This window comes from Pseudomonas sp. MS646 (genome assembly GCF_036693845.1).
GTDB classification, from domain to species: Bacteria; Pseudomonadota; Gammaproteobacteria; order Pseudomonadales; family Pseudomonadaceae; genus Aquipseudomonas; species Aquipseudomonas chlororaphis_E.
This window is the reverse complement of sequence record NZ_CP144763.1, coordinates 2,616,479-2,640,992: the sequence shown is the minus strand read 5'-3', so window position 1 is coordinate 2,640,992 and position 24,514 is coordinate 2,616,479. Positions and strand designations below refer to the sequence as shown.

Annotated in this window: 21 protein-coding genes; 6 read left to right on the top strand and 15 right to left on the bottom strand. The window is 62.4% G+C overall.

Going from position 1 to position 24,514, the window contains the following annotated elements:
• Positions 1 to 19 precede the first annotated feature (19 nt).
• From V3H56_RS11655 to V3H56_RS11640, 4 genes are all read right to left on the bottom strand, one after another.
• On the bottom strand, positions 20 to 1,216 hold the full coding sequence (locus tag V3H56_RS11655; RefSeq protein ID WP_338474660.1) for a halovibrin HvnC: 1,197 nt from the start codon (positions 1,214 to 1,216) through the stop codon (positions 20 to 22).
• A 443-nt stretch (positions 1,217 to 1,659) separates the two neighbouring features.
• The gene (locus V3H56_RS11650) at positions 1,660 to 2,487 is read right to left on the bottom strand and encodes an amidohydrolase family protein (protein ID WP_338474659.1); all 828 of its coding nucleotides are present in this window, start codon (positions 2,485 to 2,487) and stop codon (positions 1,660 to 1,662) included.
• Positions 2,480 to 3,766: an MFS transporter gene (locus V3H56_RS11645; protein ID WP_047735462.1), complete on the bottom strand. Its 1,287-nt coding sequence runs from the start codon at positions 3,764 to 3,766 to the stop codon at positions 2,480 to 2,482. Before V3H56_RS11645 ends, V3H56_RS11650 begins: the two co-directional genes overlap by 8 nt.
• 125 nt (positions 3,767 to 3,891) lie before the next feature.
• Complete coding sequence (locus V3H56_RS11640; RefSeq protein ID WP_042730907.1) at positions 3,892 to 4,623, bottom strand: GntR family transcriptional regulator; 732 nt, start codon at positions 4,621 to 4,623, stop codon at positions 3,892 to 3,894.
• Between the two features lie 269 nt (positions 4,624 to 4,892).
• On the opposite strand from V3H56_RS11640, the gene V3H56_RS11635 reads away from it, so the two are divergent.
• Both V3H56_RS11635 and V3H56_RS11630 read left to right on the top strand, forming a co-directional pair.
• Positions 4,893 to 6,605 (top strand): amidase, encoded by a 1,713-nt coding sequence (locus V3H56_RS11635; protein WP_338474658.1) that lies wholly within the window; start codon positions 4,893 to 4,895, stop codon positions 6,603 to 6,605.
• Positions 6,606 to 7,063: 458 nt separating this feature from the next.
• A complete protein-coding gene (locus tag V3H56_RS11630; RefSeq protein WP_338474657.1) occupies positions 7,064 to 8,404 on the top strand; it encodes an OprD family porin in 1,341 nt (446 codons plus the stop codon).
• A gap of 15 nt (positions 8,405 to 8,419) precedes the next feature.
• Here the strand turns inward: V3H56_RS11630 and V3H56_RS11625 are convergent, their stop codons facing one another.
• Positions 8,420 to 9,274: a LysR family transcriptional regulator gene (locus V3H56_RS11625; RefSeq protein WP_338474656.1), complete on the bottom strand. Its 855-nt coding sequence runs from the start codon at positions 9,272 to 9,274 to the stop codon at positions 8,420 to 8,422.
• 74 nt (positions 9,275 to 9,348) lie between these two features.
• On the opposite strand from V3H56_RS11625, the gene V3H56_RS11620 reads away from it, so the two are divergent.
• On the top strand, positions 9,349 to 10,287 hold the full coding sequence (locus V3H56_RS11620; RefSeq protein ID WP_338474655.1) for a DMT family transporter: 939 nt from the start codon (positions 9,349 to 9,351) through the stop codon (positions 10,285 to 10,287).
• 9 nt (positions 10,288 to 10,296) lie between these two features.
• On the opposite strand, the gene V3H56_RS11615 is transcribed toward V3H56_RS11620, so the two are convergent.
• Complete coding sequence (locus V3H56_RS11615) at positions 10,297 to 10,845, bottom strand: DUF488 domain-containing protein (protein ID WP_123578067.1); 549 nt, start codon at positions 10,843 to 10,845, stop codon at positions 10,297 to 10,299.
• 141 nt (positions 10,846 to 10,986) lie between these two features.
• Positions 10,987 to 11,334: a carboxymuconolactone decarboxylase family protein gene (locus V3H56_RS11610; protein WP_053144978.1), complete on the bottom strand. Its 348-nt coding sequence runs from the start codon at positions 11,332 to 11,334 to the stop codon at positions 10,987 to 10,989.
• A gap of 110 nt (positions 11,335 to 11,444) precedes the next feature.
• Here V3H56_RS11610 and V3H56_RS11605 point away from each other — a divergent pair, with 110 nt between their 5' ends.
• Complete coding sequence (locus V3H56_RS11605) at positions 11,445 to 12,350, top strand: AraC family transcriptional regulator (protein WP_338474654.1); 906 nt, start codon at positions 11,445 to 11,447, stop codon at positions 12,348 to 12,350.
• A gap of 16 nt (positions 12,351 to 12,366) precedes the next feature.
• On the opposite strand, the gene V3H56_RS11600 is transcribed toward V3H56_RS11605, so the two are convergent.
• A complete protein-coding gene (locus tag V3H56_RS11600) occupies positions 12,367 to 14,421 on the bottom strand; it encodes a pyridoxamine 5'-phosphate oxidase family protein (protein WP_338474653.1) in 2,055 nt (684 codons plus the stop codon).
• Between the two features lie 193 nt (positions 14,422 to 14,614).
• Entirely contained in the window at positions 14,615 to 16,225 is a 1,611-nt protein-coding gene (locus tag V3H56_RS11595) for a hybrid sensor histidine kinase/response regulator (protein WP_338474652.1), read from the bottom strand.
• Between the two features lie 103 nt (positions 16,226 to 16,328).
• On the opposite strand from V3H56_RS11595, the gene V3H56_RS11590 reads away from it, so the two are divergent.
• Positions 16,329 to 16,967 carry a response regulator transcription factor gene (locus tag V3H56_RS11590; protein WP_338474651.1) on the top strand — a complete coding sequence of 213 codons (639 nt, stop codon included), beginning with the start codon at positions 16,329 to 16,331 and terminating at the stop codon, positions 16,965 to 16,967.
• A 272-nt stretch (positions 16,968 to 17,239) separates the two neighbouring features.
• Here V3H56_RS11590 and V3H56_RS11585 read toward each other — a convergent pair whose 3' ends face one another.
• From V3H56_RS11585 to V3H56_RS11575, 3 genes are all read right to left on the bottom strand, one after another.
• Complete coding sequence (locus tag V3H56_RS11585) at positions 17,240 to 17,629, bottom strand: hypothetical protein (protein ID WP_338474650.1); 390 nt, start codon at positions 17,627 to 17,629, stop codon at positions 17,240 to 17,242.
• 96 nt (positions 17,630 to 17,725) lie between these two features.
• Positions 17,726 to 19,081 carry a PAS domain-containing methyl-accepting chemotaxis protein gene (locus tag V3H56_RS11580; protein WP_053144990.1) on the bottom strand — a complete coding sequence of 452 codons (1,356 nt, stop codon included), beginning with the start codon at positions 19,079 to 19,081 and terminating at the stop codon, positions 17,726 to 17,728.
• A 121-nt stretch (positions 19,082 to 19,202) separates the two neighbouring features.
• On the bottom strand, positions 19,203 to 20,129 hold the full coding sequence (locus V3H56_RS11575) for a transcriptional regulator GcvA (protein WP_338474649.1): 927 nt from the start codon (positions 20,127 to 20,129) through the stop codon (positions 19,203 to 19,205).
• A 140-nt stretch (positions 20,130 to 20,269) separates the two neighbouring features.
• Here V3H56_RS11575 and gstA point away from each other — a divergent pair, with 140 nt between their 5' ends.
• The gene (gene gstA, locus V3H56_RS11570) at positions 20,270 to 20,869 is read left to right on the top strand and encodes a glutathione transferase GstA (protein WP_042730689.1); all 600 of its coding nucleotides are present in this window, start codon (positions 20,270 to 20,272) and stop codon (positions 20,867 to 20,869) included.
• A 1-nt stretch (position 20,870) separates the two neighbouring features.
• Here the strand turns inward: gstA and V3H56_RS11565 are convergent, their stop codons facing one another.
• The 3 genes from V3H56_RS11565 to V3H56_RS11555 all read right to left on the bottom strand — a co-directional run bounded on the left by V3H56_RS11565 (position 20,871) and on the right by V3H56_RS11555 (position 24,510).
• A complete protein-coding gene (locus V3H56_RS11565) occupies positions 20,871 to 21,656 on the bottom strand; it encodes an EAL domain-containing protein (protein ID WP_042730688.1) in 786 nt (261 codons plus the stop codon).
• Positions 21,657 to 21,786: 130 nt separating this feature from the next.
• On the bottom strand, positions 21,787 to 23,103 hold the full coding sequence (locus V3H56_RS11560; RefSeq protein WP_042730699.1) for an APC family permease: 1,317 nt from the start codon (positions 23,101 to 23,103) through the stop codon (positions 21,787 to 21,789).
• 435 nt (positions 23,104 to 23,538) lie between these two features.
• A complete protein-coding gene (locus V3H56_RS11555; protein ID WP_338474648.1) occupies positions 23,539 to 24,510 on the bottom strand; it encodes a threonine dehydratase in 972 nt (323 codons plus the stop codon).
• Positions 24,511 to 24,514: the final 4 nt, after the last annotated feature.

Below are 24,514 nucleotides of genomic sequence, written 5' to 3'. Positions count from 1 at the left end.
TTTCACTTTTTTCAGCTAATCAGGGGACCTTGATCGTTCGGTTATTTGCCCACGCTGACACTTGGCCATTCGCTGTCTGTCTTGCCGTAAACCTGTAGTTCCCAGGGCTCAATTGCGCACCGTCGATAAACCAATAACCATTTGCGTCAGCGACCACGGGAGCACCGAAACAATACCCACCGCCCTCCAAACATACGTCGACGGTTGCGCCAAGTGCACTTTTCCCGGAAATTCTGAAGGGTGGCGTTACGGTAGCCCCCTCCATCGGGCTCACTATCCAGGGCGGCTCCGAATAGGACGGTGTGGTTCCTTCTCCTGCCATCACTTCCTGATCATTAGGAGCAAAATTGAAAAGCACGTCCTGATCCGCCGTCATGGGTAAACGGACGCTTATGATAGGAACAACGATGCCTCCGCTATCGCTATAGAATTCTTTTTGATTGGTTCGCGCATCCGCCAGGCCGGCAGGATCCGAATAAAAGAAGGCTTGGATGGGTAGCGTGCGAGCGCTGCCTTGGGGCCAGGTAGTGATCTGTAATTCGTTCCACTCATAAAAGCCATTGACTTTCTGCTTGGCTTTGACTGATTCATAGAAAAAAACAGCGCCGTTAGCCGTACCGCTCGCGACATCGAAGCCACACTGTTCCAAGTGGGGATTGCCGCTCACCGATTGGTTCCAGTGATTGGCCCACTGATCTGAATTGGTGATGCCTTGCGATTGGCAGGGTCGACTGACTTCGTAGTATTTGTTTCCCTCTAACGTTATTCGTCCGCACAAAGAATCGCGATGCCAATCCCACGAATCCATCGGGAATGAGCAAACAACGCCAAGCGAAAGTTTATTGGCCGGTGCCAGAAACTTGGGATAAAGAACATAGCCATTATTGAACCCCCAGGCAAACGTCTGAAACTTGGTATCCGCTCGCAAATAGGAAAACGCCACCCCTCCCCTTTGTTGCGAAGCAGGACTGGGATCCCAAACCCTGTAGTTATTAGATTTTTTGGTCACCCTCAAGACAACGCCACTGCAGAGAAATGCCGGGCGATTATTTGTGCCACAATTCTCAGCCGCATTAGCGTATTGATTACGAATGGCAGCCAATGTCGCCTGCCCCTCGTCCCAGGAGTTGCCCGCATTACCCGCAACCCATTGCACATTCACCTGAGAACAAACAGCGAGCAAGCCAAGTCCGGAAAAACAAAGTATCGTTTTCATAAGCGGGCCTCGTTAATGACTCAACGGTGAAGTGCTCACCACCTTGCAAACCAAGCGCCTCATAAAACGATACGAAATTCAATGACTCAACCCATGCTTATCAGCCCCGACATCAGGCACCAACTTCATCTAAGCCATATAACGCGATCAGTCTTGAATAGTCATGACACGCCCTGCACTTTGGTAATCAGCCTATGACAAGCCCCGTAGCCACTCTACTGTCAGATATGACAGCGCTGACGAGTGGAACGATGTTTAGTCGCCATGCTGGCCAGGCAGATCGATTTCGACACGAAACCGCTGCCGTCATCTGCGTTTCAAGGCGTTGCTGCTGCCGTAAGAGACGCAACGTTTCCTGATGCGTCGCCAGCGCCAGTGATCCGAAGAGGTCATCGGCAGCCCACTCGATCTGAGCACCCCCTACCGCTACACGCCGGCCCGCCTCAAAACTTGAAGAGCGCCTGGGGCGCCTGGACCATCAACGCCTGCATCAACGACGCCGAACACTCCAACCCTCGCAACTGTGCCATGACCGTCTCGAAGCCGACGTGTTCTTCATGCTGCGTGTGCGGCCAGTCACTGCCCCACACCAGTCGTTGGGGACCGAAACGCTGCTCAAGGACAGCCAATGCCGCCTGGGCGAACTCAAGGTTCTGGCGATCCGTTCCAGCCAATCGATAAATGCCGGACACCTTCATCCACACCTGCCCGCTCGCACCCAGCGCCATCAGCTCGGCGAAGCCCGGTTGACCAAGGCCCTGGCGCGCATCCGGACGGCCGAAATGATCGACCACCAGCCGGATGCCGAGGGGCAACAATTGGCGAATCAATTCCGGCAGGTCTTCGACATGGCGGTGCAACTCGACATGCCAGTTCAACTCGGCGATGTGAGCGAAGAAGCCCTTCCAGGCAGCCTCGCGAAAATCCGGCAAGGCCTGGCCCATCAGGTTCAGGCGCACGCCGACCACGCCTGCCCGGGCCATGTCTTGCAGCTCAGCGCGGCTCACGCCCCGCTCCAGCACCACCACCCCGCGCAATTGCTCCGGCGCCTGGCGCAACGCGGCCAGCAGGTAGCGGTTGTCGGTGCCGAGAAAGCTCGGCTGCACCAGGACGCCATGGCTCAGGCCATGAGCGTGCAGGTGGTCGAGGTACTGCGCCAGCGTCGCATCATAGTCGGGTGTGTAGCGCCGCGCGGCAACCAGCGCCAACTCGCGGCTGAACACATGCGCATGGGAGTCGATGCCGGTGATCGGCGAACGCGTATCAGGCATGGGCGCTCTCGCTGGGGGTAACGGGATGTTCCGGTTGCTTCGACGCTTCCAGGCTACGACCACGGGTCTCCGGCAGGCACAGCGCCGCGATCACCGCTACGCCATAGGCGATGCCGGCGTCGATGCCAATGGCCGATCCCAGCGACATCGAATCACTCATGTGCCCGACCAGGAACGGGAACACCGCCGACAGCACGCGGCCGAAGTTGTAGCAGAAGCCGACGCCGGCGCCCCGCACATCCGCCGGGTACAGCTCGTTGAACAGCGCCCCGAGGCTCGCCGGGATGCCGGCCGCGAAGAAGCCCAGGGGGAAGCCCAGGAACAGCATTTGGGTGTTGGTCAGCGGCAAGAATACGTAACACTGTACGGTGACCACGCAACACAGCGCGAACAGCACGATGTTCTTGCGGCGGCCGATGCGATCGATCAACAGGCCGCTGACCACGCAACCGCACCAGAAGGCGAAGATGATCACCGCCAGGTAGCCGCCGGAGTTGAGTACCGACAGGTTGCGCTCGGTCTTGAGGAAGGTCGGCAACCAGGTCATCACCGCGTGATAGCCGCCGTGGGCACCCAAGCCCAGCAGGCCGCCAAACAATGTCACGCGGATCAGTTCAGGCCGGAAGATGCCGCCCAGGGACTTGAAGAAGTTCTGCGGAATGGCCTTTTCCTTTTGCAGGCGCTGGAAGCTGTCGGGTTCCTCGACGTTGCGCCGCACCCAGATGATCAGGAACGACGGCAGCAGGCCAACGATGAACATCACTCGCCAAGCCATGTCCTGGGGCACGAACGAGTAGATCAGCGTGAAGACGCCGACCGCCAGGCCCCAACCCACTGCCCAGGCACTCTGTACCGTGCCCATGACCTTGCCGCGATACTTGGGGTTGATGGTCTCGGCCATCAGCACCGCACCGGCGGCCCATTCGCCACCAATGCCGAAACCTTGCAGCGCCTTGACCACCAGCAGTTGATGGAAGCCGGTCACAAACGCCGACAGGAAGGTGAAGAAAGAAAACCACAGGATCATCCATTGCAGCGTTCGCACCCGGCCGTAGCGGTCCGACAGCGTGCCGCCGACCCAGCCGCCGAGCGCCGAGGTGACCAGGGTCACGCCGCTGATCAGCCCCGCATCCCCCTTGGACAAGGCAAACGCGGCGATCAGCGCCGGTATCGCCAGGCCAAACATTTGCACTTCCAGCGCGTCGAGCGACCAGCCGCCGAAGCAGGCCCAGAACGTTTTGCGCTCCCGCGCAGTGACTTGGCGATACCAACTGAACATGTTTTTTATCCTTATAGTCGAATCAAAGGCAGCCGAGAGCGAACCGCGCCGCTGCAGGGCCAGTGATGGCAAAAAAACGGAACCGGCGCGGAGTTCGCCGCCGGGCTGTATCAACCCGTCATGGGTCAGCGAATGTCCACGCTGTAGCGGAAATGCTCGGCATGCCCGCGCGAGCGCCGCCATTCCAGCGGCGTGCCGGCGTAGTCACGCGCCAGCCGCTCGATCACCACCACCGGGCTGTTGACCGGCACTTGCAGCAATCGCGCGTGCACGTCGTTCACCGACTCGGCGGTGAGGGTTTCCTGGGCGTAGGCAACCACCTGGCCGCAGGTTTCTTCGTAGATGGGGTACAGCAACGGGCCCTTCTGACTCAGGTCGATTTCGAGCAGCGATTGGAACCGGTCGCGCGGCAACCAGATTTCTTCGGCGAGCACCGGCTCGATATCGAGCAGACGCAGGCGGACGATGCGAATCACCGGGGCATCGGCGGGCAGCCCCAGCGCCTGGGCCACCGCCGACGGCGCGGCCACCGGCTCGATGGACAGGATGCGGCTCTCGGGAATCCGACGTTCGCCCGAGGCGCTCTGGAAACGGAAGAAACGAAACAAGGAAGATTGAAACTGTGGCCGGCGAATGAACGTGCCTCGTCCTTGCTGGCGCTCCAGGATGCCCTCGCTGACCAGGGCATCGATGGCTTTGCGCACGGTGCCGGTGGACAGTTGATACTCCGCCGAGAGCGCGGCCTCCGTGGGGATCGCCTCCCCCGGGCGCCAGCGGTTGTTGGCAATCTGCTCGGCCAACTGGTCGCGCAGGCGTTGATAGAGCGGCAGGCGCACATCACTGGAAAGAGGGTTCATTGACCTTATTCACCTTGTTATCTAGTCATATATATGAATATTGCGGCGAGTATTTCCCTTGCCCGTCCGGCTGTCAAGCCAGGCTCGCCAGTGAGACGGACGAATGGCGAGCCAATCCGTGCATAACGACAAGCCCGCTCAATAGACCCGCCGAACGCCACGTAGTACAGTGCGTGAAAACCGATAAATATCCATCTTGAGGAGACTGAAGTGACCCGATTCCAACGTGACGCGACCGGCCTCGCCCGGTCAGTTGGGGTGAGCACCCCATGATCGAAATCACCGAAGTCTCCATTGCCCAACTGCGCGCCGCGCTTGAATCCGGCCAGACGACGGCGGTCGAGTTGGTGCAGGCCTACCTGGCCAGGATCGATGCCTATGATGGTCCGCACACGTCCACGGCCCTCAACGCCGTGGTGGTGCGCAACCCCGAGGCCCTCAAGGAAGCGCAGGCGTCCGATGCACGCCGGGCCAGCGGCCAGACCCTTGGCCCGCTCGATGGCATCCCTTATACGGCCAAGGACAGTTACCTGGTCAAGGGGCTCACGGCAGCTTCCGGCAGCCCGGCCTTCAAGGACCTGGTTGCCTATCGCGATGCGTTCACCATCGAACGGCTGCGCGCCGCCGGTGCCATCTGCCTGGGCAAGACCAACATGCCCCCCATGGCGAATGGCGGCATGCAGCGTGGCGTGTATGGTCGGGCAGAAAGCCCCTACAACGGCGACTACCTCACCGCGCCTTTTGCCTCGGGCTCCTCCAACGGCGCCGGCACGGCCACTGCGGCCAGCTTCGCGGCCTTCGGCCTGGCGGAGGAAACCTGGTCCAGCGGCCGCGGCCCGGCGTCGAACAACGGCCTGTGTGCCTACACGCCCTCGCGTGGGGTGATCTCGGTTCGCGGCAACTGGCCGCTGACGCCGACCATGGACGTGGTCGTGCCCTTCGCCCGCACGATGGCCGACTTGCTGGAAGTGCTGGACGTGGTGGTGGCAAGCGATCCGGATACCCGTGGCGACCTGTGGCGCCTGCAACCCTGGGTGCCGATTCCAAGTGTCGAGGCGGTTCGCCCCGCCTCGTACCCAAGCCTGGCCAGCCAACCGGGCGCGCTCGCCGGCAAGCGTTTCGGCGTACCGCGCATGTACATCAATGCCGATCCCGAAGCGGGTACGGCGGATGCACCGGGTATTGGCGGCCCGACGGGCCAGCGCATTCACACCCGCGCCTCGGTGATCGAGCTCTGGGAAGCGGCGCGCAAGGCGATCCAGGCCCAGGGCGGCGAAGTGATCGAGGTGGATTTCCCATTGGTGTCCAACTGCGAGGGCGATCGCCCCGGCGCACCGACCGTGTTCACCCGGGGCCTGGTGTCCAAGGCGTTCCTGCACCATGAGCTGTGGGACTTGTCGGCCTGGGCCTTCGATGATTTCCTGCGGGCCAACGGGGATCCGACACTCAACCGTCTGGCCGACGTCGACGGGCCGAAGATCTTCCCTCACGACCCGGGCACCCTGCCCAACCGCGAGGATGATCTTGCCGCCGGGATGGACGAGTACGTGAAAATGGCCGAGCGCGGCATCACCCCCTGGGACCAGATCCCGACCCTGCCCGACGGCCTGCGCGGCCTCGAAGAAACGCGCCGGATCGACCTCGAAGACTGGATGGACCGGCTGGGCCTGGACGCGGTGATCTTCCCCACCGTTGCCGACGTTGGGCCGGCGGATGCGGATATCAATCCGGTATCTGCCGACATCGCCTGGAGCAACGGCGTCTGGGTTGCCAACGGCAACCTCGCCATCCGCCACCTGGGTGTGCCCACCGTCACCGTGCCGATGGGCGTCATGGCGGACATCGGCATGCCGGTCGGGCTGACGTTTGCCGGTCGAGCCTATGACGATTCGAAGCTGCTGCAACTGGCTTCGGCGTTTGAATCGATCGAGTCCAAACGCCTGATTCCGCCGCGCACACCGCCGTTGTCGACAAACGCCTGAGGCTGTGGGAGCTTGCTCGCGATCGCATTTGCACAGCCAACATCTCGGCAAGCTGATGGGTCGCTTTCGCGAGCAAGCTCGCTCCCACAAGGATCTGCGGTTGTTCATTGCATTTGCGCACGCACCAAATCCTGTGGGAGCGAGCTTGCTCGCGATCGCATCTGCACAGCCGACATCTTGGCAAGCTGATGGGCCGCTTTCGCGAGCAAGCTCGCTCCCACAAGGATCTGCGGTTGTTCATTGCATTTGCGCACGCACCAAATCCTGTGGGAGCGAGCTTGCTCGCGAAGGCGTCGGCACGGCCAACCTCGACTCAATCCTCAACCGTCTCCTAATTAACAACGTTTAACTCGCCCCTCCCCGCCTCGCCACGAAGAATGACTCCCGCCGTTCGGCCCGGCTTTCCCACCGGAATCAGCCAAGCCGAGGCAAGTCATTTTTCACGCGGGGCATCACCCATGTTGCTTGCATCAAAAAATATCACCGGGCTCAAGCCGGTCTGGCTCCTGGCCTGGTTGGCCGGCGGGGCTGCGCCGGTGATGGCGGCGGGGTCGGGGCAAGAATCGACTGGCGTTCTCGACGGCGCCAAGCTGGACGTGCTCAGCCGCAACTTCTACCTCAATAACGACTATCGCGCCGCCAGCCCCTCAGGCAAAAGCTACAAGGCGGAATGGGCCCAGGGATTCATCACGTCTTTCGAGTCCGGTTTCACCGCCGGCACGGTCGGCGTGGGCCTCGATGCCCACGGTTTCCTGGGTCTGAAGCTGGACGGCGGCAAGGGGCACTCCGGCACGGGATTGCTGCCGCTGGATGATGACGGCCGTAGCGAGGACCAGTATTCCAGCGCCGGCGGCGCGCTGAAGTTCAAAACCTCACGCACCACCCTGGCAGTGGGTGAAATGACCGTGGAAACCCCGGTATTCGACACCGCAGACAAACGCCTGCAACCGGAATACGCCACAGGCACGCTACTCACCAGCCACGAGCTCGACGGCATCGACCTGCAAGCGGGCCATTTCAGCGCATTCAAGAACCAGGACGCTTCCACCGGCAGGGGCGACTTTTCCGGTTACGGCGCCACGACCCGTCACAGCACCATCGACTTCATCGGCGCCGACCTGCTGGCCGGACAGCCCCTGGGCGGCGCCCTCTATGCGTCCGAGCTGAGCGATACCTGGCGCCAGTACTACGCCAACCTGCACACCACCTTCGGCGCGCTGTTTGTCGACGGCAACCTGTACCACACCCGCGATGAAGGCCGGGCTGCCGCCGGCGAGATCGACACCACGGCCTATAGCCTGTCCGGTCGGTATCGACTCAACGCCCAGGCCTTCACCCTGGCCTATCAGAAGATCAATGGCGACACGCCCTTCGATTTCGTCGGCGGCGATTCGATCTACCTGGCCAACTCGATCAAGTACGCCGACTTCAACGGCCCGGGGGAACGCTCCTGGCAAGCACGGTACGACCTCGATCTCGGCGCCCTAGGCATTCCCGGCCTGAGCTTCATGGCCCGTTATGTAACCGGAAGCGGGATAGACGGCAGCCACGCGCCGCAAGGCGGTGCCTACAATCCGTTCGATGCGGACAGCGGCACCTACCGTCCACAACAAGGCGATGGCGGACGCCACTGGGAGCGCGACCTAGACCTGCACTACACCGTGCAATCAGGCCCGGCGAAAGACCTATCACTGCAACTGTCCCATGTCACCCACCGCGCCAACAGCGCCCAGGCTGGGGATGACATCGACAGGCTGTATGTCGTCATCCAGTACCCGCTCAAGCTGGGGCCGTTTTGAACCACCGCGCCGGGTTCACAGCCGGAAATGCTGCTGCAGGGCCCGGCCGAGCAGGTCAACCGCTTCGTCGGCGTATGAGGCCTGAGACCTGACGAACACCACCTCATGGTCGGCAATGGCAGGCAGATCGTCGAGGATTCGCATGCTCGGCGTCACCCGCGCGCGGTCTATCAGGCTGATCGCCAGGCCCGCTTCCACACACGCCTTGACGGCCTGGTTGGAGGGGCTTTCGAGGACGATGCACGTCTTGCGGCCGCGTTGCCTGAGGGACTCGATCATCGCCTGGCGATAAGGGCATTGCGCCGCATGCACGGCCAGCGGCAACGGCTCCATCGAGGCGATCGCCGTCTGGGCCGGACCCACCCAGACCGGCGTGGTGGACACCAGCACCTGCGCCTGGGCATCCGGCTCGCCCTTCGGCTGGGTCACGACCGCGGCTTGAAGCTTGTCGCGCTGCACCAGGTCGCGCAGTGCATAGCTGGGCGCGGTCTTGAGCTCCAGCACTACATTGGGCCAGGCCGAGGCGAAGGTCGGGAGGATGTCGCGAATCACATGGTCGGCGTATTCGTCCGGCACCCCCAGGGTAATGCGGCCCGCCAGTCGCGTCCCCTGCAGGTCGGCCAGCACTCGGTCATGGGTGCGCAGCAGCTCCGTCGTCGCCAGCAGCAGCCGCTTGCCCAGCGTCGTCAGGGAAACGGCCTGATTGTCACGATTGAATAAACGGCCACCGGCAACCGCCTCCAGCCGTTGGATGTGCACGCTCACCGCTGCCGGGCTCTTGTGAAGCAGTTGCGCCGCTGCGTTGAACTTGCCTATCCGCGCCACCGCATGGAACGTGCGGACCAGGTCGATATCGAGTGTGGCTGTCATGGTTCAACCCTTTTGAACAACTGATGCACGATATTTTGATTTATTAGATTACGCCGGTTTCGTAGCCTGGGGCCATGAACTTGCCAAAATCGATGACCTGCCCTTCTCTCTCACGGCCCGACTGGTGCCAGGTCATTCCGTTGCCCCTACTGGAGGCGGCGTTGCTGCTGACCTGGAGTTCCGGCTTCATCGGCGCACGGTTCTCCCTCGACTACGCACCGGCGTTGCTGGTGGTGTTCTGGCGCTGCGTGGTGGTCACTGTCATTCTGTTTCCGTTCGTCATCAGTCAGTTGCGGCGCGCCTCCCCCGGCGTGCTTCTGAAAAATGCCGGCATCGGCCTCCTGGCCATGGCCGGCTACCTGGCCGGTATCGTCCAAGGCATTGCCCTGGGTGTACCCGCAGGCCTGGCCGCCCTGGTGGCCGATCTGTTGCCCATCGGCATGGCCCTGCTGGCGGCCGGCGTGTTGGGGCAACGACTGGCCTGGCCAGTCTGGGCAGGCCTGGTCATCGGGTTGCTGGGCGTGTCCGTGGTCACCCACGGCGCGCTGGCGTGGGGCAACGCGCCGTGGTGGGCCTATAGCCTGCCGCTGCTGGGCATGTTGTCGCTGGCCGTCGCCACCCTGTGGCAGAAGCGCCTTCCCGCGTCCGATTCACTGGGCCTGCTGCCTAACCTGTGGCTGCAATGTTGCGTCTCAGGCGTGGCCTTCGCCGGCCTTGCGGGCGCCCAGGGCAGCCTGGCCCCGATTCCCAGCGCAGGGTTTGCCATGAGCGTGCTGTGGACCGCCGGGTTGTCCACCCTGGGCGGCTATGGGTTGTATTGGCTGTGCCTGCGCCGCGCGACCGCCACTCGGGTCGCCAGCGTGCTTTACCTCAGCCCACCCATCACCCTGCTGTGGGCCTGGGCCATGTTCGGCGAGCCGCTTTCCTGGCAAATAGTGTCTGGCCTGGCTGTGTCCGCCCTGGGCCTCTGGCTGGTGGTGCGCACGGAAGCGCGGCAGGCCCGGCGCCGATAGCGACCGCTCTCAGGCGCCCGAAGTTGTCACCGCAGGGTAATGCAGTGTCGTGCCGCAGACCTTCGCGGCTGGGTTCAAGACGGCTTTGTTTGCCTTGTCCTTGTCCAGGATATGGATGACTTCAACTCCGCGCAGCAGCAGATAATCCGCGATGATCCGCCGATGGCAGCGCCACCAGACAGCCTCCGCGCACATGATGACGCAGCGTTGGTGCTGGCTCAGGTCCAGGAGGCGAACCAGCCCGCGCTCGAACTCGTCCGAGAGCGCGTAATCGGCATAGTTGTGGAAGCTGCGATTGTCCCAGAACCCATTGACCTCATCGGCAACGGTCCTGGACTTCTTGCGCAAGCCACCCAACTGCTCGATCTGCTCGTGACGCAGACCCACTTCGGTCAGCCGTTGGGGAAAAGTATCCAGGTTGTATTGCGGGTTGGTGCGTGAGCGTGGAACCGTCCTGACGTCGACCACGGTCTCGATTGCAAACCCTTTGACGATGTCCACGAACTGGTCGAAGGTCCGGGTGGAATGACCGATCGTGTAGATGCTTGAATGCTCCATCAGTGAAAACCCGACGCTGATCCTGGTATTCGCATTAGGTCCGCCGTTCCGGCAAAGGTTTCTTGATCGTTTCACCGTGGCGAGGGCGCCGGCGCTCGCTGGACTGCGTGGCCTTCGCCACGGTGAAGGTGGGGCCAGTGATCACGCCGGGGCTTTGAGCGTGTCGTAGGCTTCCAGCGTGCGCAGCGAATAGATGTACGCAGCGCCGGCGTTCAACGAGATCGCCGTGGCCAGGGCTGCGCTGACCTCTTCGCGGCTTGCGCCGGCCTTGATTGCGGCGTCCGTGTGGGCGGCGATGCATCCGTCGCAACGGGTGGTGACGGCGACCGCGATGGCGATCAGTTCGCGGGTCTTGGCATCGAGTACGTTGTTTTCACTGGCGGCCTCCCCCAAGGCCATGTAGGCCTTGACCATTTTCGGGTTGCTGCGGCCCAGCGCGCCGAAGGCTTTTTGAAGGGTGGGCAATAATTCGGACCAGTTATGGAACATGGCATTAACTCCTGAGTGGGTTGGGTGTACTGTTTCAACGCCTTCAGTTTTCCATCCCTGCGCCGGTCGGGTTTGTCCAATGCTCTCAGCGTTTTTCGCGAAAATCTCAAATGCATGCCATCGATAAACTCATCAGCCTGGCCAACGTGCGCGGCAGCCTGGACCTGCGCTGCCAGTTCGACGGTGACTGGGCCCTGGATCACGCGCAGCAAGCGTTGGGCAAGGCGCCCTATCACATCGTGCTGGCCGGTGAATGTCGGGTGGAGTTTCCGGATGGGCAGCGCTTGCCCATGCGCGCCGGCGATATCCTGCTGCTGCCGCGCGGTGCCCGGCACGTCATGCACAGCCCCGGGAAAACCGTGGCGCCAGTCACGCCCACTCAAGTGATGGGCGGCACCTTGCCGATTCATCGCATCGGCGGTGCCAGCGTGGAACTGGACATGCTTTGCGGCGGCTTCTCCTTCAACCGCGCCTCGCTGCTGTTCGCCGCCTTGCCCGACTACCTGGTGATTCCCAGTGGCGCACTGCCCGCCAACGGACCGCTGCCGGCGCTGGTCGAAGTGATGCGAGGGGAAGCGGACGGCAACCAGGTCGGCGCGGGGTTTCTGCTCGATGCCCTGTCCCAGGCACTGTTCACCCTGATCCTGCGGGCGCACCTGGCCAGCCAGGGGCAGGACAGCGGCTCGCTGGCCTTGCTGGGCGACAAGCGCCTGGGCCGGGCCTGGCAGGCGATGCTGGATGATCTCGCGCACCCGTGGACCATCGAAAGCCTGGCGCAGATCGCTAACATGTCCCGGGCGAACTTCATGCGCGCGTTCGTCAGAGTCGCCGGCGTCTCGCCCTGGGTGCTGCTGACGCACATGCGCATGGAGCAGGCGTTCAATCTCCTGCACCAGTCAAACCTGGGGTTGAGTGACATCGCGTTACAGGTCGGCTACCAATCCCAGGCCGCGTTCAGCAAGAAATTCAAGGAGCTCCATGGCCAAGCCCCCGGCAAAGTGCGACGCGGGCTCTAGCTGAGCGGACGCCGGTTCAGATCTCCAGCACCAGGGGTTCACTCCCTTGGGCCGGCACCGCGCAACAGATCAGCACTTCGCCTTCGCCAACCGGTTCGGCCGGCGGGGTCAGGTAGTGCACCTGGCCCTGGCTCAGGCGAGTCTTGCAGGTGCCACAGGAACCGCCACGGCAACTGAATTCCGGCTCCAGCCCTCGCGCCTCGGCCAGTTCGAGCAAGGTCCCGCTGCCCGGTTCCCAACGCCCTTCCTTGGCCGAACCGGCGAACAGGATCTTCACCGGCTCGGTCGCCGCCGGCACTTGCTGCGCCGCCGGGACAAGGACCTCGACGTCCCGCACCAGGGTGGACGGGCCGAAGGTTTCGGCATGGATGCGATCGTCCGGAATGCGCAGGCCGCGCAGGCCATCGTACAGCGCCTGGGTAAAGCTGCCTGGCCCGCACAGGTAGTAATCGTAGTCATTCAAGGGCAGCCACTTCTTGAGCAGCTCGATATCGATCCGGCCCGGCAGGTCGTAAGCTTCGTTCGCGCCCGCCTCCACAGGCGGCTGGCTGACCATGCGCAGCACTTGCACGTTGTCGCCGGCACGCGCCACCAGTGCATCGATCTCATCACGAAACGCCAGTTCAGCCACCGTCCGCGCGCTTTGCACCAACCAGACCGGGCGCAGGCGGTTGATGCGCAGCCCTTGGTAAACCACTTCGCGCAACATCGACAACAGCGGCGTGATGCCAACGCCGGCCGCCAGCAACACCAGGGGGCGCCGTTCGGTCGGTTGCACAGTGAAATGCCCCTGGGGCGCGCGCGCCTCGATCGTGTGCAGTGGCAGGACCTGATCATGCAGGTGGGACGACACCGAGCCATCGCGCTTGACGCTGATGCGCAGAAAATCATCCGACGGTGCACTGGACACGCTGTAGGTTCGAATTGACGGGGCTTTGTGCCCAGGCAACGAGACCCGCACCGGCAGATGTTGCCCGGCTTCGAACCGCGGCATACCGACCCCGTCGCTCGCTTGCAGGTAGAACGAGCGAATGCCGGGGCTCTCCTCCACCACCCGCGTGACCTGCAGCGAACGCCAGTGGGTCCGCAGGGCCTCGGCCTGCAAACGCTCGGTGGCATGCTCCCAACTGCCGGTCATCCGCGAATTGGGCGATTCCCCTTCGGCCTTGTCTTTCCAGCGCAATGGGAGTGCGGCCGGCCGGTGGACGATGCGCTGGGGCGTGAAGCGCAACAAGCGCTCGGCTCCCTGGAACGCGGCGATCTCGGGATCGTCCAGCACCACCTGCGCCGTGCCGCTCATCTGCAGCAGGTCGCCGGTCTGGACATCGACGAACACCAGCCCGGCCCGAGGGTTGAGCAGGATATTGCCCAAGGTATTGAAGAACAGGTTTCCGGAAAAGTCAGGCACCGTCAGTGTCCCGTCCTCATCCATGCGCACGAACCCCGGTTTGCCGCCGCGGTGGGAGGCATCGACCTGCCGCTCGCCATCGCGCACCACGTAGGAGGCGATGTAGAACGAATCGGCGGTCGTCACCAGGCGCCGCACCAGGGGGTCTGCCACGGTCAACTCGCGGGGTGCGCCGGCCTGCTCCTCGACAAAGGCATACTCGCGCAGGTTGATGTAACGCGGGCAGTTGCCATAGGCCTGGCGCACCGAAATTTCGAGCCCCTGCTCAAGCTGGCGCCGCACGACCCCATTCATGCGGTTACGCCGCCGGGTGTGCAATTCGATGCCCAGCATGCCGATGGCGTCCCCTTCGCCCAGGCCTTCCTGGGCCGGGTCATCGGCTTGCGGTTGGACATTGATGTGCAGGGTTTGCGGATCGGGCGAGTTCATGAAACCGGGCCGCCCCGCACGCAGGGTCGCCCAGACATCGCCCTGGCGATCCACCGCTCCGAGCACCACGAATGGCAACTGGGCGTAGAACTCACGATGCTGATCCGGCATCCAGGTCCGCGCCAACTGACGCTGGCCAACACCGGCCATCATGTCCACCGCGCCCACCGAGCGCTGCAAAGTCAGCTCTCCTTCGTGCCAGGGCGAGGGTTGTACGGTCGTGGCTTCGTCCATCATCAGCTCCTCGCGCCCGCAGCGTAAGCCGCGCCATGGCGCCTCGGTCAGGGATACTCCGCCACACCTGTGGCCAGGCGTGCAGGTCAGTGGCGTCATCTTCTGCCCAAAGCGCCGGTACAGGAATACGCACACGCTGCAATCCACTCTTTCACACAGTGCAAGGGTGATGGGGCCGTGCCGGTCCACGGCGTCATACCCTGAGGCTGGCGAAATGCTTGGTCAGCTCCATCAAGGTCGCCCGCAGCTCCGGGGGGCGCACGGGCTTGGCCAGGATCGAGATGTTCATGTGGTGCAACGCATGGCGGATCCGTTCGATGTCGTGGCCGGTCATGATCATCGCCGGGACCTCCCAGCCACGTTGCTCGCGGATCGCCGCGATGCACTCGGAACCCGAGACCTTCGTCCCGAGGTCGAAGTCGGCAATGATGATGTCGCAGTCGCTGGTCACGTCCACCCCGTCGCTGTGGGTCTCGACTTCGCAACCCCACTTTTCCAGCAGCGCCGAGGTCGCCATCAGCACGTTGGCGTCATCCTCCACCAGGCACACTCGCAAGCCCTGCAAACGGCTCTGCGTGGGCGGCGTACGCGCCAGCGCCGCCCGGGGCGCGACCTTTTCCAGGCCTTCGATGGCGGCGCAGGTTCCCCTGCCGACCCTGGAATCGAGCCGGATCTGCAGGTTGATCAGATGGCTGATGCGCTTGACGATCGACAACCCCAGACCCAGCCCCTCGACGTCCTTGTCGCGGACGTGACGCACCCGGTAGAACTCCTTGAACACTTCGGGCAGATGTTCGGCGGCAATGCCGCGCCCCTTGTCGTAGATGACGATGGCCAGGCCATTGCCCCTGGGCCGCACGCCAATCAGCACCGGTTTGCCGGGGGCGTACTTCAGCGTATTGGAAATCAGGTTCTGCACCATGGTCGCCAACAGGCCGGCATTGACGTTGACCCACTGGTGGCAGGGCCGCAGGCGCAACTCGACACCGGCCCAGCGCGCCGCCTCGGTGTTCTGCTTGACCACGTCCTGCAGCAGCGCGCCCAGATGCACGGGCTCCGATTGCGGCTCCAGTTGCCCGTTGTCGAGGGTGTAGATGTCCAGGATCGAGCGAAACAGTTGCGACACGATGTGCAATGAGCGGTCGATGTTATCGACCAGCCGCAGTTCTTCCTGGCCCAGCCGGGCGTCGCGCAGGCATGCGGTGAACAGCCCGATGGAGTGGATCGGCTGGCGCAGGTCATGGCTGGCCTGGGCCAGGAAGCGCGACTTTTCCTGGTTCGCGGCAATCGCTTCTTCCGAGGCAATGCGGGTCCGGGTCAACAGGATGTGCGCATAGGCCGGCACGACGACGGTGGTGACGATCAGCATCAGGAACATGTAGGGCTGGCCCCGCCAGAACGGCGTGAGCAGGAAGATCATGACCAGCATCCCGAGGGCAATCAGTGTGGCGGCCGCCAGATAACGCGAACCGAAGCGCATGCCATTGCCCAGGGTGACCCAGAGTAATGCCGCATACACCGGCAGCGCGCCTTCGCCCCCGACGATCATGGCAAACGAGATACCCGAGTAGTCGTGTGCCATGGCAAAGAGCCGACGCAGGAAAAAATGCCCCGGCCAACGCTTTATGGCCATGCGCAACGGGACTGCGACGCTGATGAAAAAGGCCATGTACCACATGATCGGGATATACGTGGCAAAGTCACTGGAAGGCAGGCACGCCACCACGATGATGTAGAGCGAAGCGCAGGTGCTGACCGTCAACCTCAAAGTGGCCTGGTCCAGCTCGCTATTCTTTTCTGTCATGGTCACAGGATTTTCCCAACATGAAAGGTTGTTTCAAACTTGAAACCCAAGGGGGCCGTTTAGGTTACGATGCGCTGACTTGAAGGTCAGGAGGATCTGGAGCATGACGTGCAGAGTAATTGTGGCCGATGACCATCCTTTGTTTCGCGAGGGCATGCTGCGGACCGTCCAACGATTGATACCGACGGCCACCATCGAACAGGCCGGCAATCTGGACGAAGTATTGGCCCTGGCGCGCGCCGGGCTGGAAGTGGACACCCTGATACTCGACCTGCGCTTTCCCGGTATCACGTCGCTGCAAGTCATCGGCCAATTGCGCAGTGAATTCAAGCGCACCTCGATCATTGTGGTTTCAATGGTGGATGACGTGGATGTCATTACCCAGGTCATGTCGCTGGGGGCTGACGGTTTCATCGGCAAGAACATCGACCCCGCCGGCATCGCCGACGCCATCATGGCCATCCGCGAAGGCGAAGTGGTGGTGAAATACCAGGCTGAAAACTCGGTGCTGGACGATGCACTGGCCCAACTGACCGCACGCCAGCGGGAAGTGCTTGGCTTGATCGCGGCCGGCAAGACCAACAAGGAAATCGCCCGAGACCTGGGCATCTCGCCCTTCACTGTACGCATCCATGTCTCCAGCCTGCTCAAATCCCTGGGCGTGCCTACCCGTGCGGCGGCAGCGGCACAATTCTCCAGTTTCCCCGTCAACGGCGGATGGCCAGTCAACTCACAGAGTTGAACCCGACACCGGTAGACCGACGGTGGGATTTATCCTCCCTGCCAGCGCGCCATGCCATAGAACACTTGTACTATAGCCGCGTCCTACCCTCCCCTCCTAAGCTGTGAGCGCCCCTGAAAGGTGGCTGGAACAGCCAAGCCTGCAACCACCAACACTCCCGACTGCGCGCCGAAACACCAGGGTGCATGGATCGTATCGAACAGAGACATCCAATGGCCTGTCCGAACGCCGGGCATCGCCTCAACCGAGGGCGCTCCAATAGCCGGCCTCGCTCACTCCTTCCAGGTACCGCCACTCACGGTGCACCCCTTGCGGGTGCTCTCCAGCAGGTCAGCCGTGCGCTTGTAGTAATAGAAATCCACCCCCTGTCCGTTGACGTTCAGGCAGGTGGCCTGGGGGTTTGGCGGGCAGGTTTGCGAATAGGTAATCCGGCCCGCCTCTCCACCCAGGGCGACCGGCATGTTGGCATAGGCTTCACAGCTTGAACGGAACTTGGCCACCGGCTGCTCATCACTGGCCTGCACGCAGTCCTTGGCCTCGATATGCTGGCCCATGACCGTCATCTCACCTTCCATCGTGCAGGCCTGGCTACCGGCATGGGCCACTGAAACACACAGCAGCGTGGCACTGATCACACTGCAAAAACGAACGATTCCGTTCATGTACTCTCCCGAGATCCTGGATGGTCACAAGCGCCAAAGTATCCAGGCTCGGGGGTTCATTCTGAATAGCACAGATGGGCTAGTGGCCTGTGTGGCTCAACCCACCCAGCCGATGGCCGTCTTGGGAATGACCTCGGACTCGTCGAGCTTGGAGGCGAACATGCTCACCGCCTCAAGCGCATCGGTGGTGCCGGCCCGGATCTGGACGATGACCGAGCCGGCCTGGTCCGCCAGCGTAACCCCGCGCAAGGCCCCCTCGTGGGTCTCGTTCATGCTGGTCACCGCGTCACGGGTTTCGGACAGTATCTTGCCGATCATCTCGGCGATCTCCGACGTCGAGCGGCTGGTACGCCCGGCCAGTTGCCGGACTTCGTCGGCCACCACCGCGAACCCCCGACCCTGGTCACCGGCCCGTGCAGCCTCGATGGCGGCATTGAGGGCCAGCAGGTTGGTCTGGTCGGCAATGCCACGGATGGTGTTGACGATTGCCGTGATTTCTTCCGAACGCGCGCCCAATTGACCGACCAGACGCGCGGAAGCGCCGATGTTGTCGGCGATCTCGCGCATTTCCTTGGCTGTCTGGTGGATGACCTGAGCCCCCTGCTCCGCGACGCGCTCGGTCTCGGCAGAGATGTGATAGGCACGGGAGGCGCCGCGCGAGTCCTCTTCGAACTTCTCCACCCGCTCGCTGATATTGCTGGCGAACTTGACGATCTTGCTCAACTTGCCTTCGGCGTCATAGACCGGGTTGTAGCTGGCTTCCAGCCAGACCACCTTGCCGTGCTTGCCCAGGCGTTTGAACTGGCCGCTGAAGAATTCACCGGCGTTCAGGCGTCGCCAGAAATCACTGTATTCGGCGCTGTTGACCAGGTCCGAGTCGCAGAACATCCGATGGTGCTTACCTTTCAGCTCGCCCAGTGAGTAATTCATGACGTGCAAAAAGTTGTCGTTGGCGGTCAGGATATTGCCGCCCAGGTCGAACTCGATCACCGCCATGGCTCGGTCGAGCGCGGCCAGCCGGCCACGGGTTTCCGCCTCGCTCGCGACCTTGGCCGTGACATCGAGTGCGTACTTGACCACTTTGACGACGCGGCCCTGTTCGTCGACGACCGGGTTGTAGCTGGCTTCCAGCCAGATGTTCTGGCCCTGCCCACCGCGACGTTGGAACGTACCGGAAACAAACTGACCAGAGCGCAGCTGGTTCCAGAATTCGCGGTACTCGGCACTACCGGCCAGCGCCGGGGTACAGAAATCGCGGTGCGAGAGCCCTGCCAGTTGGTCGGCACGGTAGCCCATCGTCTTCAGGAAATTCTCGTTCGCACGAAGGACTTTGCCATCGGGACTGAACTCGATCACGGCCATCGACCGTTCAAGCGCGCCGACTAATCCCTTGTATGTTGCCAGTTCGGCCGTCCTGGCCGACAGTTCACTTTTCAGTGCTGTGTTAAACATGGCATACCCTCTGCGAACCCGAAAATTTTATTGGACTTCAAAAGGGCTATCGACTCGCGGATCAGGGGCTTTATACACCGCAACACAATTATGTTTTGACGTCAGAAAAACACTGGCCGTGTCACCCGCCCAAATCACTGAATGCAGGTCTGTCGGGGCCTCTGACCTGCTCCAGCAGCCAGGTCCTGAACGCCTGCACCGTTTGGGTCCCGGCCGTTTCATGGGGGCTCACGAGATAGAAACCGAAATCGGATTTCAACTTCAGGTCAAAGGGCACTACCAAGCGCCCGGCCTTGAGGTCGTCCTCGACGTACGTCGAGCGCCCGATGCACACCCCCAAGCCATCCACCGCAGCTTGCACCGCCATCATCGCCAGGTCGAATGTCAGGCGTGAGCCCTCGGCAAGCCACGCCGGCTGGCCGGCGGCCTCCAGCCAGGCGTTCCAGTCGCCCTGGGTCTGCCCACTGACCTGCAACAAGGTATGGCTGGCCAGATCGCCCGGGTTGCGCAAGGCGCCGGAGCCCTCCAGCAACCGCGGGCTGCACACCGGGAAGATCTCGTCGCACATCAGCCAGTCGGCCCGCAGTCCCTGCCAGTCACCGGCCCCGTAGCGGATAGCAGCATCAATGCCCGTGTTGCGAAAGTCCACCAACTCGGTGGACGCAGTGATACGCACATCGATGCCGGGAAACGCCTGCTGGAACGACGCCAATCGCGGCAACAGCCACTTGGAAGCAAATGAAACCAGGGTGCTGATCGTCAGCACGCTGTGATTGCGCGTCTCCAGCAGGGCCTCGGTGCAATGGCGCAGCTCGTGGAACGCCGAACGAATGCCGGGAAAGTAAGCCTGGCCCTCACGGCTCAGGGCCAGCCCGTCCTTGAGCCGCAGGAACAAACGCACGCCCAACTCCTCTTCGAGCCGCCGGATCTGATGGCTGACGGCGGTCTGTGTCACATTCAGCTCTTCGGCAGCCTTGGTAAAGCTCATGTGCCTGGCGGCCGATTCGAACGCCTTCAGGCCATTGAGGGAGGGAATTCTGCTGATCATGGGGCGACACGATGCTCATGAGGTTTTGTCATACGCTAGCACCGCAAATGTCCTTTGAACATGTTGCCGTTGCCAGGGATTCTAGGGACGCACGCCAAGGCAATCGCCCCAGCGAACCTCCACCGTCCCTTAGGAACACCATGAAACTGTACTTTGCCCCCATGACCTGTTCATTGTCCCCGCACATCGTCCTGCGGGAACTGGGCCTGCCATTCGAGTTGGTCCGGGTCGACAACCAGACCAAGCGCACCGCCGACGGGCTGGACTTCCTGAGCATCAATCCCAAGGGCTATGTCGCGGCCCTGGCGCTGGATGACGGCAACGTGTTGACCGAAGGACCGGCCATCGTCCAGTACCTGGCCGACCAAGTCCCGGGCAACTCCCTTGCGCCGGCCAATGGCACCTGGGAACGGGTGCGCTTGCAGGAGTGGCTGAATTTCATTGCCACCGAGATCCACAGCGGTTGCGCGCCACTGTTCAACGCCGGCATGGCCGCCTCGGCCAAGGTCATCTTCCGGGAAAAACTGTCCAGGCGTTTCGACTACCTGAACCGGGCTCTCGAACAACAGGCGTACCTGATGGGCCGCTTCGGCTTGGCCGACAGCTATCTGTTCAGCGTACTCAAATGGTTGCCACGGCTCGGCATCGAGATCAGCAACTGGCCGGCGCTGATGGCGTTCATGGAGCGTATCGAAGCACGCCCCTGCGTCCAGGCGGCCATGGCCGCCGAAGCAGCCTGACCTACGTCACATCGAAACGGCAGGTGGGCAGGCGCCCTATTTCCGGCCGCGCGTACAGGTAGCCTTGCATCAGCTCGATGCCCAGCCCCACCAGCGCAGCGCTTTCCCCTGGGGTCTCGACCCCTTCGGCAATGACCAGGATCCCCAGGCGCCTGGCCACCAGGAGAATCCCTTCGACAATGGCCTGTTTCACCGAATCCTGGTCGATACCACGGGTCAGCGCCATATCGATCTTCAGCACCTGCGGCTGGAACATCGCCAACAGGTTGAGACCCGAATAGCCGGAGCCGAAATCATCGATCGCGGTGGTGAACCCCTGGCGCTCGTATTCGGTGAAGATCGACTTGAGGTGGTCAGGGTCGTCGACTTTCTCGCCCTCGGTGACTTCGAACATCAACCGATCCAATGGAAAATTGGCCAGGCGCGCCGCCTCCAGCGTAGCCCGGATGCAGGTCTCGGCCCGGTAAACGGCGTTGGGCAGGAAGTTGATGCTCAGCAGGCATCGAGGGAGGTCCAGAAGGCCCAACCGGGTAGCCTCTTCGATCGCCTTTACGCGACATGCCTGGTCGAACCGGTAGCGGTTGCCGTCATTCACCTGCCCCAGGATGTCGCTCGCCGATTCACCGTTGATCCCTCTGACCAGTGCTTCATAGGCAAACGCAGCGCCGGTTCGCAGATTGAAGATCGGCTGGAACGCCATGGTGAAATCGAACCCGAGCGCCTCATGGTCGCGGCACTCGGCACAGCCAAGGGACTTGAAGGTTTGACGGGGGGAGTGTTCGGTCATGATCGATATTCCGTTGCGTTGACGGTACGTCCCTGCCGGTGCAAAGACTCTAGTCAGCCCTCCCTGAATCGGCAAAGGCCTGGCTTTCTGGAGCGCCGTCGATCACCGGCGTCGGTTTGCAACCAAACACCTAGCCGGGTTTTACGGCCACAGGCATTGCCATTCGCGTGCACAGATACAGCAGACCTCCCACACCGACCAGGGCGCCGCCGCGCAACCAGGTTTCCAGGCTTTGCTGGCTGAGCAAGACCAGGCACGAGACGATCGCAAGGAGGGGCACCCAAGTGGGCACCCGAAAATGCGCTTGCGCCACCGGATCGCGGCGCAGCACCAACACCGCCAGGTTGGTGCTGAGGAAAACAAAAAGCAGCAAGAGCACGACGGTCTCGGCCAATGTGGCGAGAGAGCCTGTCAGCGTCAACGCGATGGAGACCAGGGTGGTGGCGATGATCGCGACCCACGGTGTGCGCCTTTTGCGCAGGACTCGCGCCAAGCCCCCCGGCAGTAAGCCCTGGCAGGCCATCCCATAGGCCAGTCGGCTGGCCATGATCATGGTCAGCAGCGCGCCATTGGCCACGGCGACCAGGGCGATGAAGGCAAAGACCCGCGGCGAAACGCTCAACCCCGAGGCGCGGACGACTTCCAGCAAAGGCGCCGAAGTAGCGACCAATTCTTCCATGGGCAGCACCGAGGCAGCCGCGACGCCCACGGCCATGTAAACCACGCCGGCGGTGAGCAACGCGGCAAACAAAGCGCGCGGATAGACCTTACGCACGTCGCGTATTTCTTCGGCGAGATTGGCCGAGGTTTCGAATCCGACGAACGAATAGAACGCCAGTAATGCCGCGCTCAACACCGCCAGCCATGGGCTGACGCCCGGTTTGAATTGCAGCGCACTGTGCAGATGGGCATCGCCGGAACGGAAAAACCAGGCCGCGGCGACGATGACCAGTATCAGGCCCGACAGCTCGATGAGGGTCATGACCAGGTTTGCCCCCAGGGACTCCTTGATTCCCCGGGCATTCAACAAGGCGATCATCACCAGGAACACCAGGGCAGCGATGTGGGGCGGGACGTGAGTGAAGGTCGCCAGGTAATCGCCCGCGAACGCCAACGAAAGGCCGGCTGCACTGGTCACCGCCGCGGCCAGCATGCAAAAGCCGACCAGAAAGGAAAGAAACGGCGAGCGGAACGCCTTTTCGGCGAACACCGACGCCGCGCCGGCCTGCGGGTACTTCGTAACCAGCTCCGCATACGAGCCGGCAGTAAGCATGGCGAAGAACAGCGCCACCAATAAAGGCACCCAGATCGCTCCCCCCACCTGTCCAGCGATGGTCCCGGCCAGCGCGTAGACACCGGCACCCAGCACATCGCCAAGGATGAAGAGAAACAACAAAGGTCCGGTCACGGCTCGCCGCAATGGGGTTCTGGAGGGTTTGGAGGTCACATTCACTCTCGGCTCTGGCGATCGTTCGAAGCCTGCTGGCATGCGCCAGGCGGCTGCATCGTGGTGCTTAAGCAATGGAAATATCGGCCAGGGGAAAGTTCAGAAATGTTCCGGGGATGGCGCTTGAAGCCAGGCTGAAAGCCTTTTCGCGAGCAAGCCCGCTCCCACACAGGGAATCCGTGGTCGACACACATCTTGTGCCCACCCAATAACGCTGTGGGAGCGGGCTTGCCCGCGAAGGCGGTGGGTCAGCCAACCTCTTCATCAACTGATTCACTGCATTCGCGAGCAAGCCCGCTCCCACACAGGGGATCTGTGGCCGACACACATCTTGTGCCCACCCAATAACGCTGTGGGAGCGGGCTTGCCCGCGAAGGCGGTGGGTCAGTCGACTTCATTGGCACTGACAGAGCGCATACGCGAAGATGTTCACCGTTAACTTTGAGCCTGCTCCCCCAGAACCCTCGCATACACTGGCCGGTCAACGTTGCCGCCCGACAGGATCACCCCCACACGTTTCCCCACCATCGCGTCACGCTCCTGCATGAGCGCCGCCAACGCCGCGGCGCCGGCACCTTCGGCGAGGTTGTGTGTATCGGTGTAGTAGACCCGCATGGCCTCGGCAATTTCACGATCGTCGACCGCCACGATCCGTGCCGCCGCGGCCCCATAGAGGGCGAACGCCTCGGGTATGGGCTTGCGCACGGCGAGGCCGTCGGCGAAGGTGTTCGCCGAAGGGGTCTCGCACAGGGTCCCGGTCTCGAACGACCGCTTCGCCGCCGCAGCCTCAGTGGACACCACACCGACCACTTCGGTGTTCAAGCCCAAGGCATCACGGGCGGCGATGACGGCGCAGATCCCCGACCCGCAGCCGATCGGCACGTAGACCGTGTCCAGGTCCGGCACCGCCTTGAACAACTCCCACCCATAGGTCGCCACGCCCTTGACCAGCTCGGCGTGAAACGGTGGCACCAGAAACAAGCCCTGCCGCTGCGCCAAGCGTGCCGCCTCCTCGCGGGCCTCATCGAAATCGCGACCGAACTCCAGCACCTCGCCACCAAAGCCGCGCATGGCTTGGTTTTTCTCCAGCGAATTGCCCTGTGGCACGACGATCAACGCCCGCAAGCCCAACGCTGTTGCCGCCAATGCGAGGCTCTGACCATGATTGCCACGGGTCGCCGTGACCACGCCCTTCACCTCGGGGTGCTCGCGCCTGAGCCAGTGCATGAACGTCAGACCACCGCGAACCTTGAATGCCCCGGTGGGCGTGTGGTTCTCGTGCTTGACCCACACCGTGCAACCCAGCCGTTCAGCCAGCAAGGGCCAAGCATACTGGGCCGTGGCCGGCATGGTTGGGTATATGTTGCGCGCCGCTTGTTCGATATCGTCGAGCGTCAGTTTGTGCATAGGG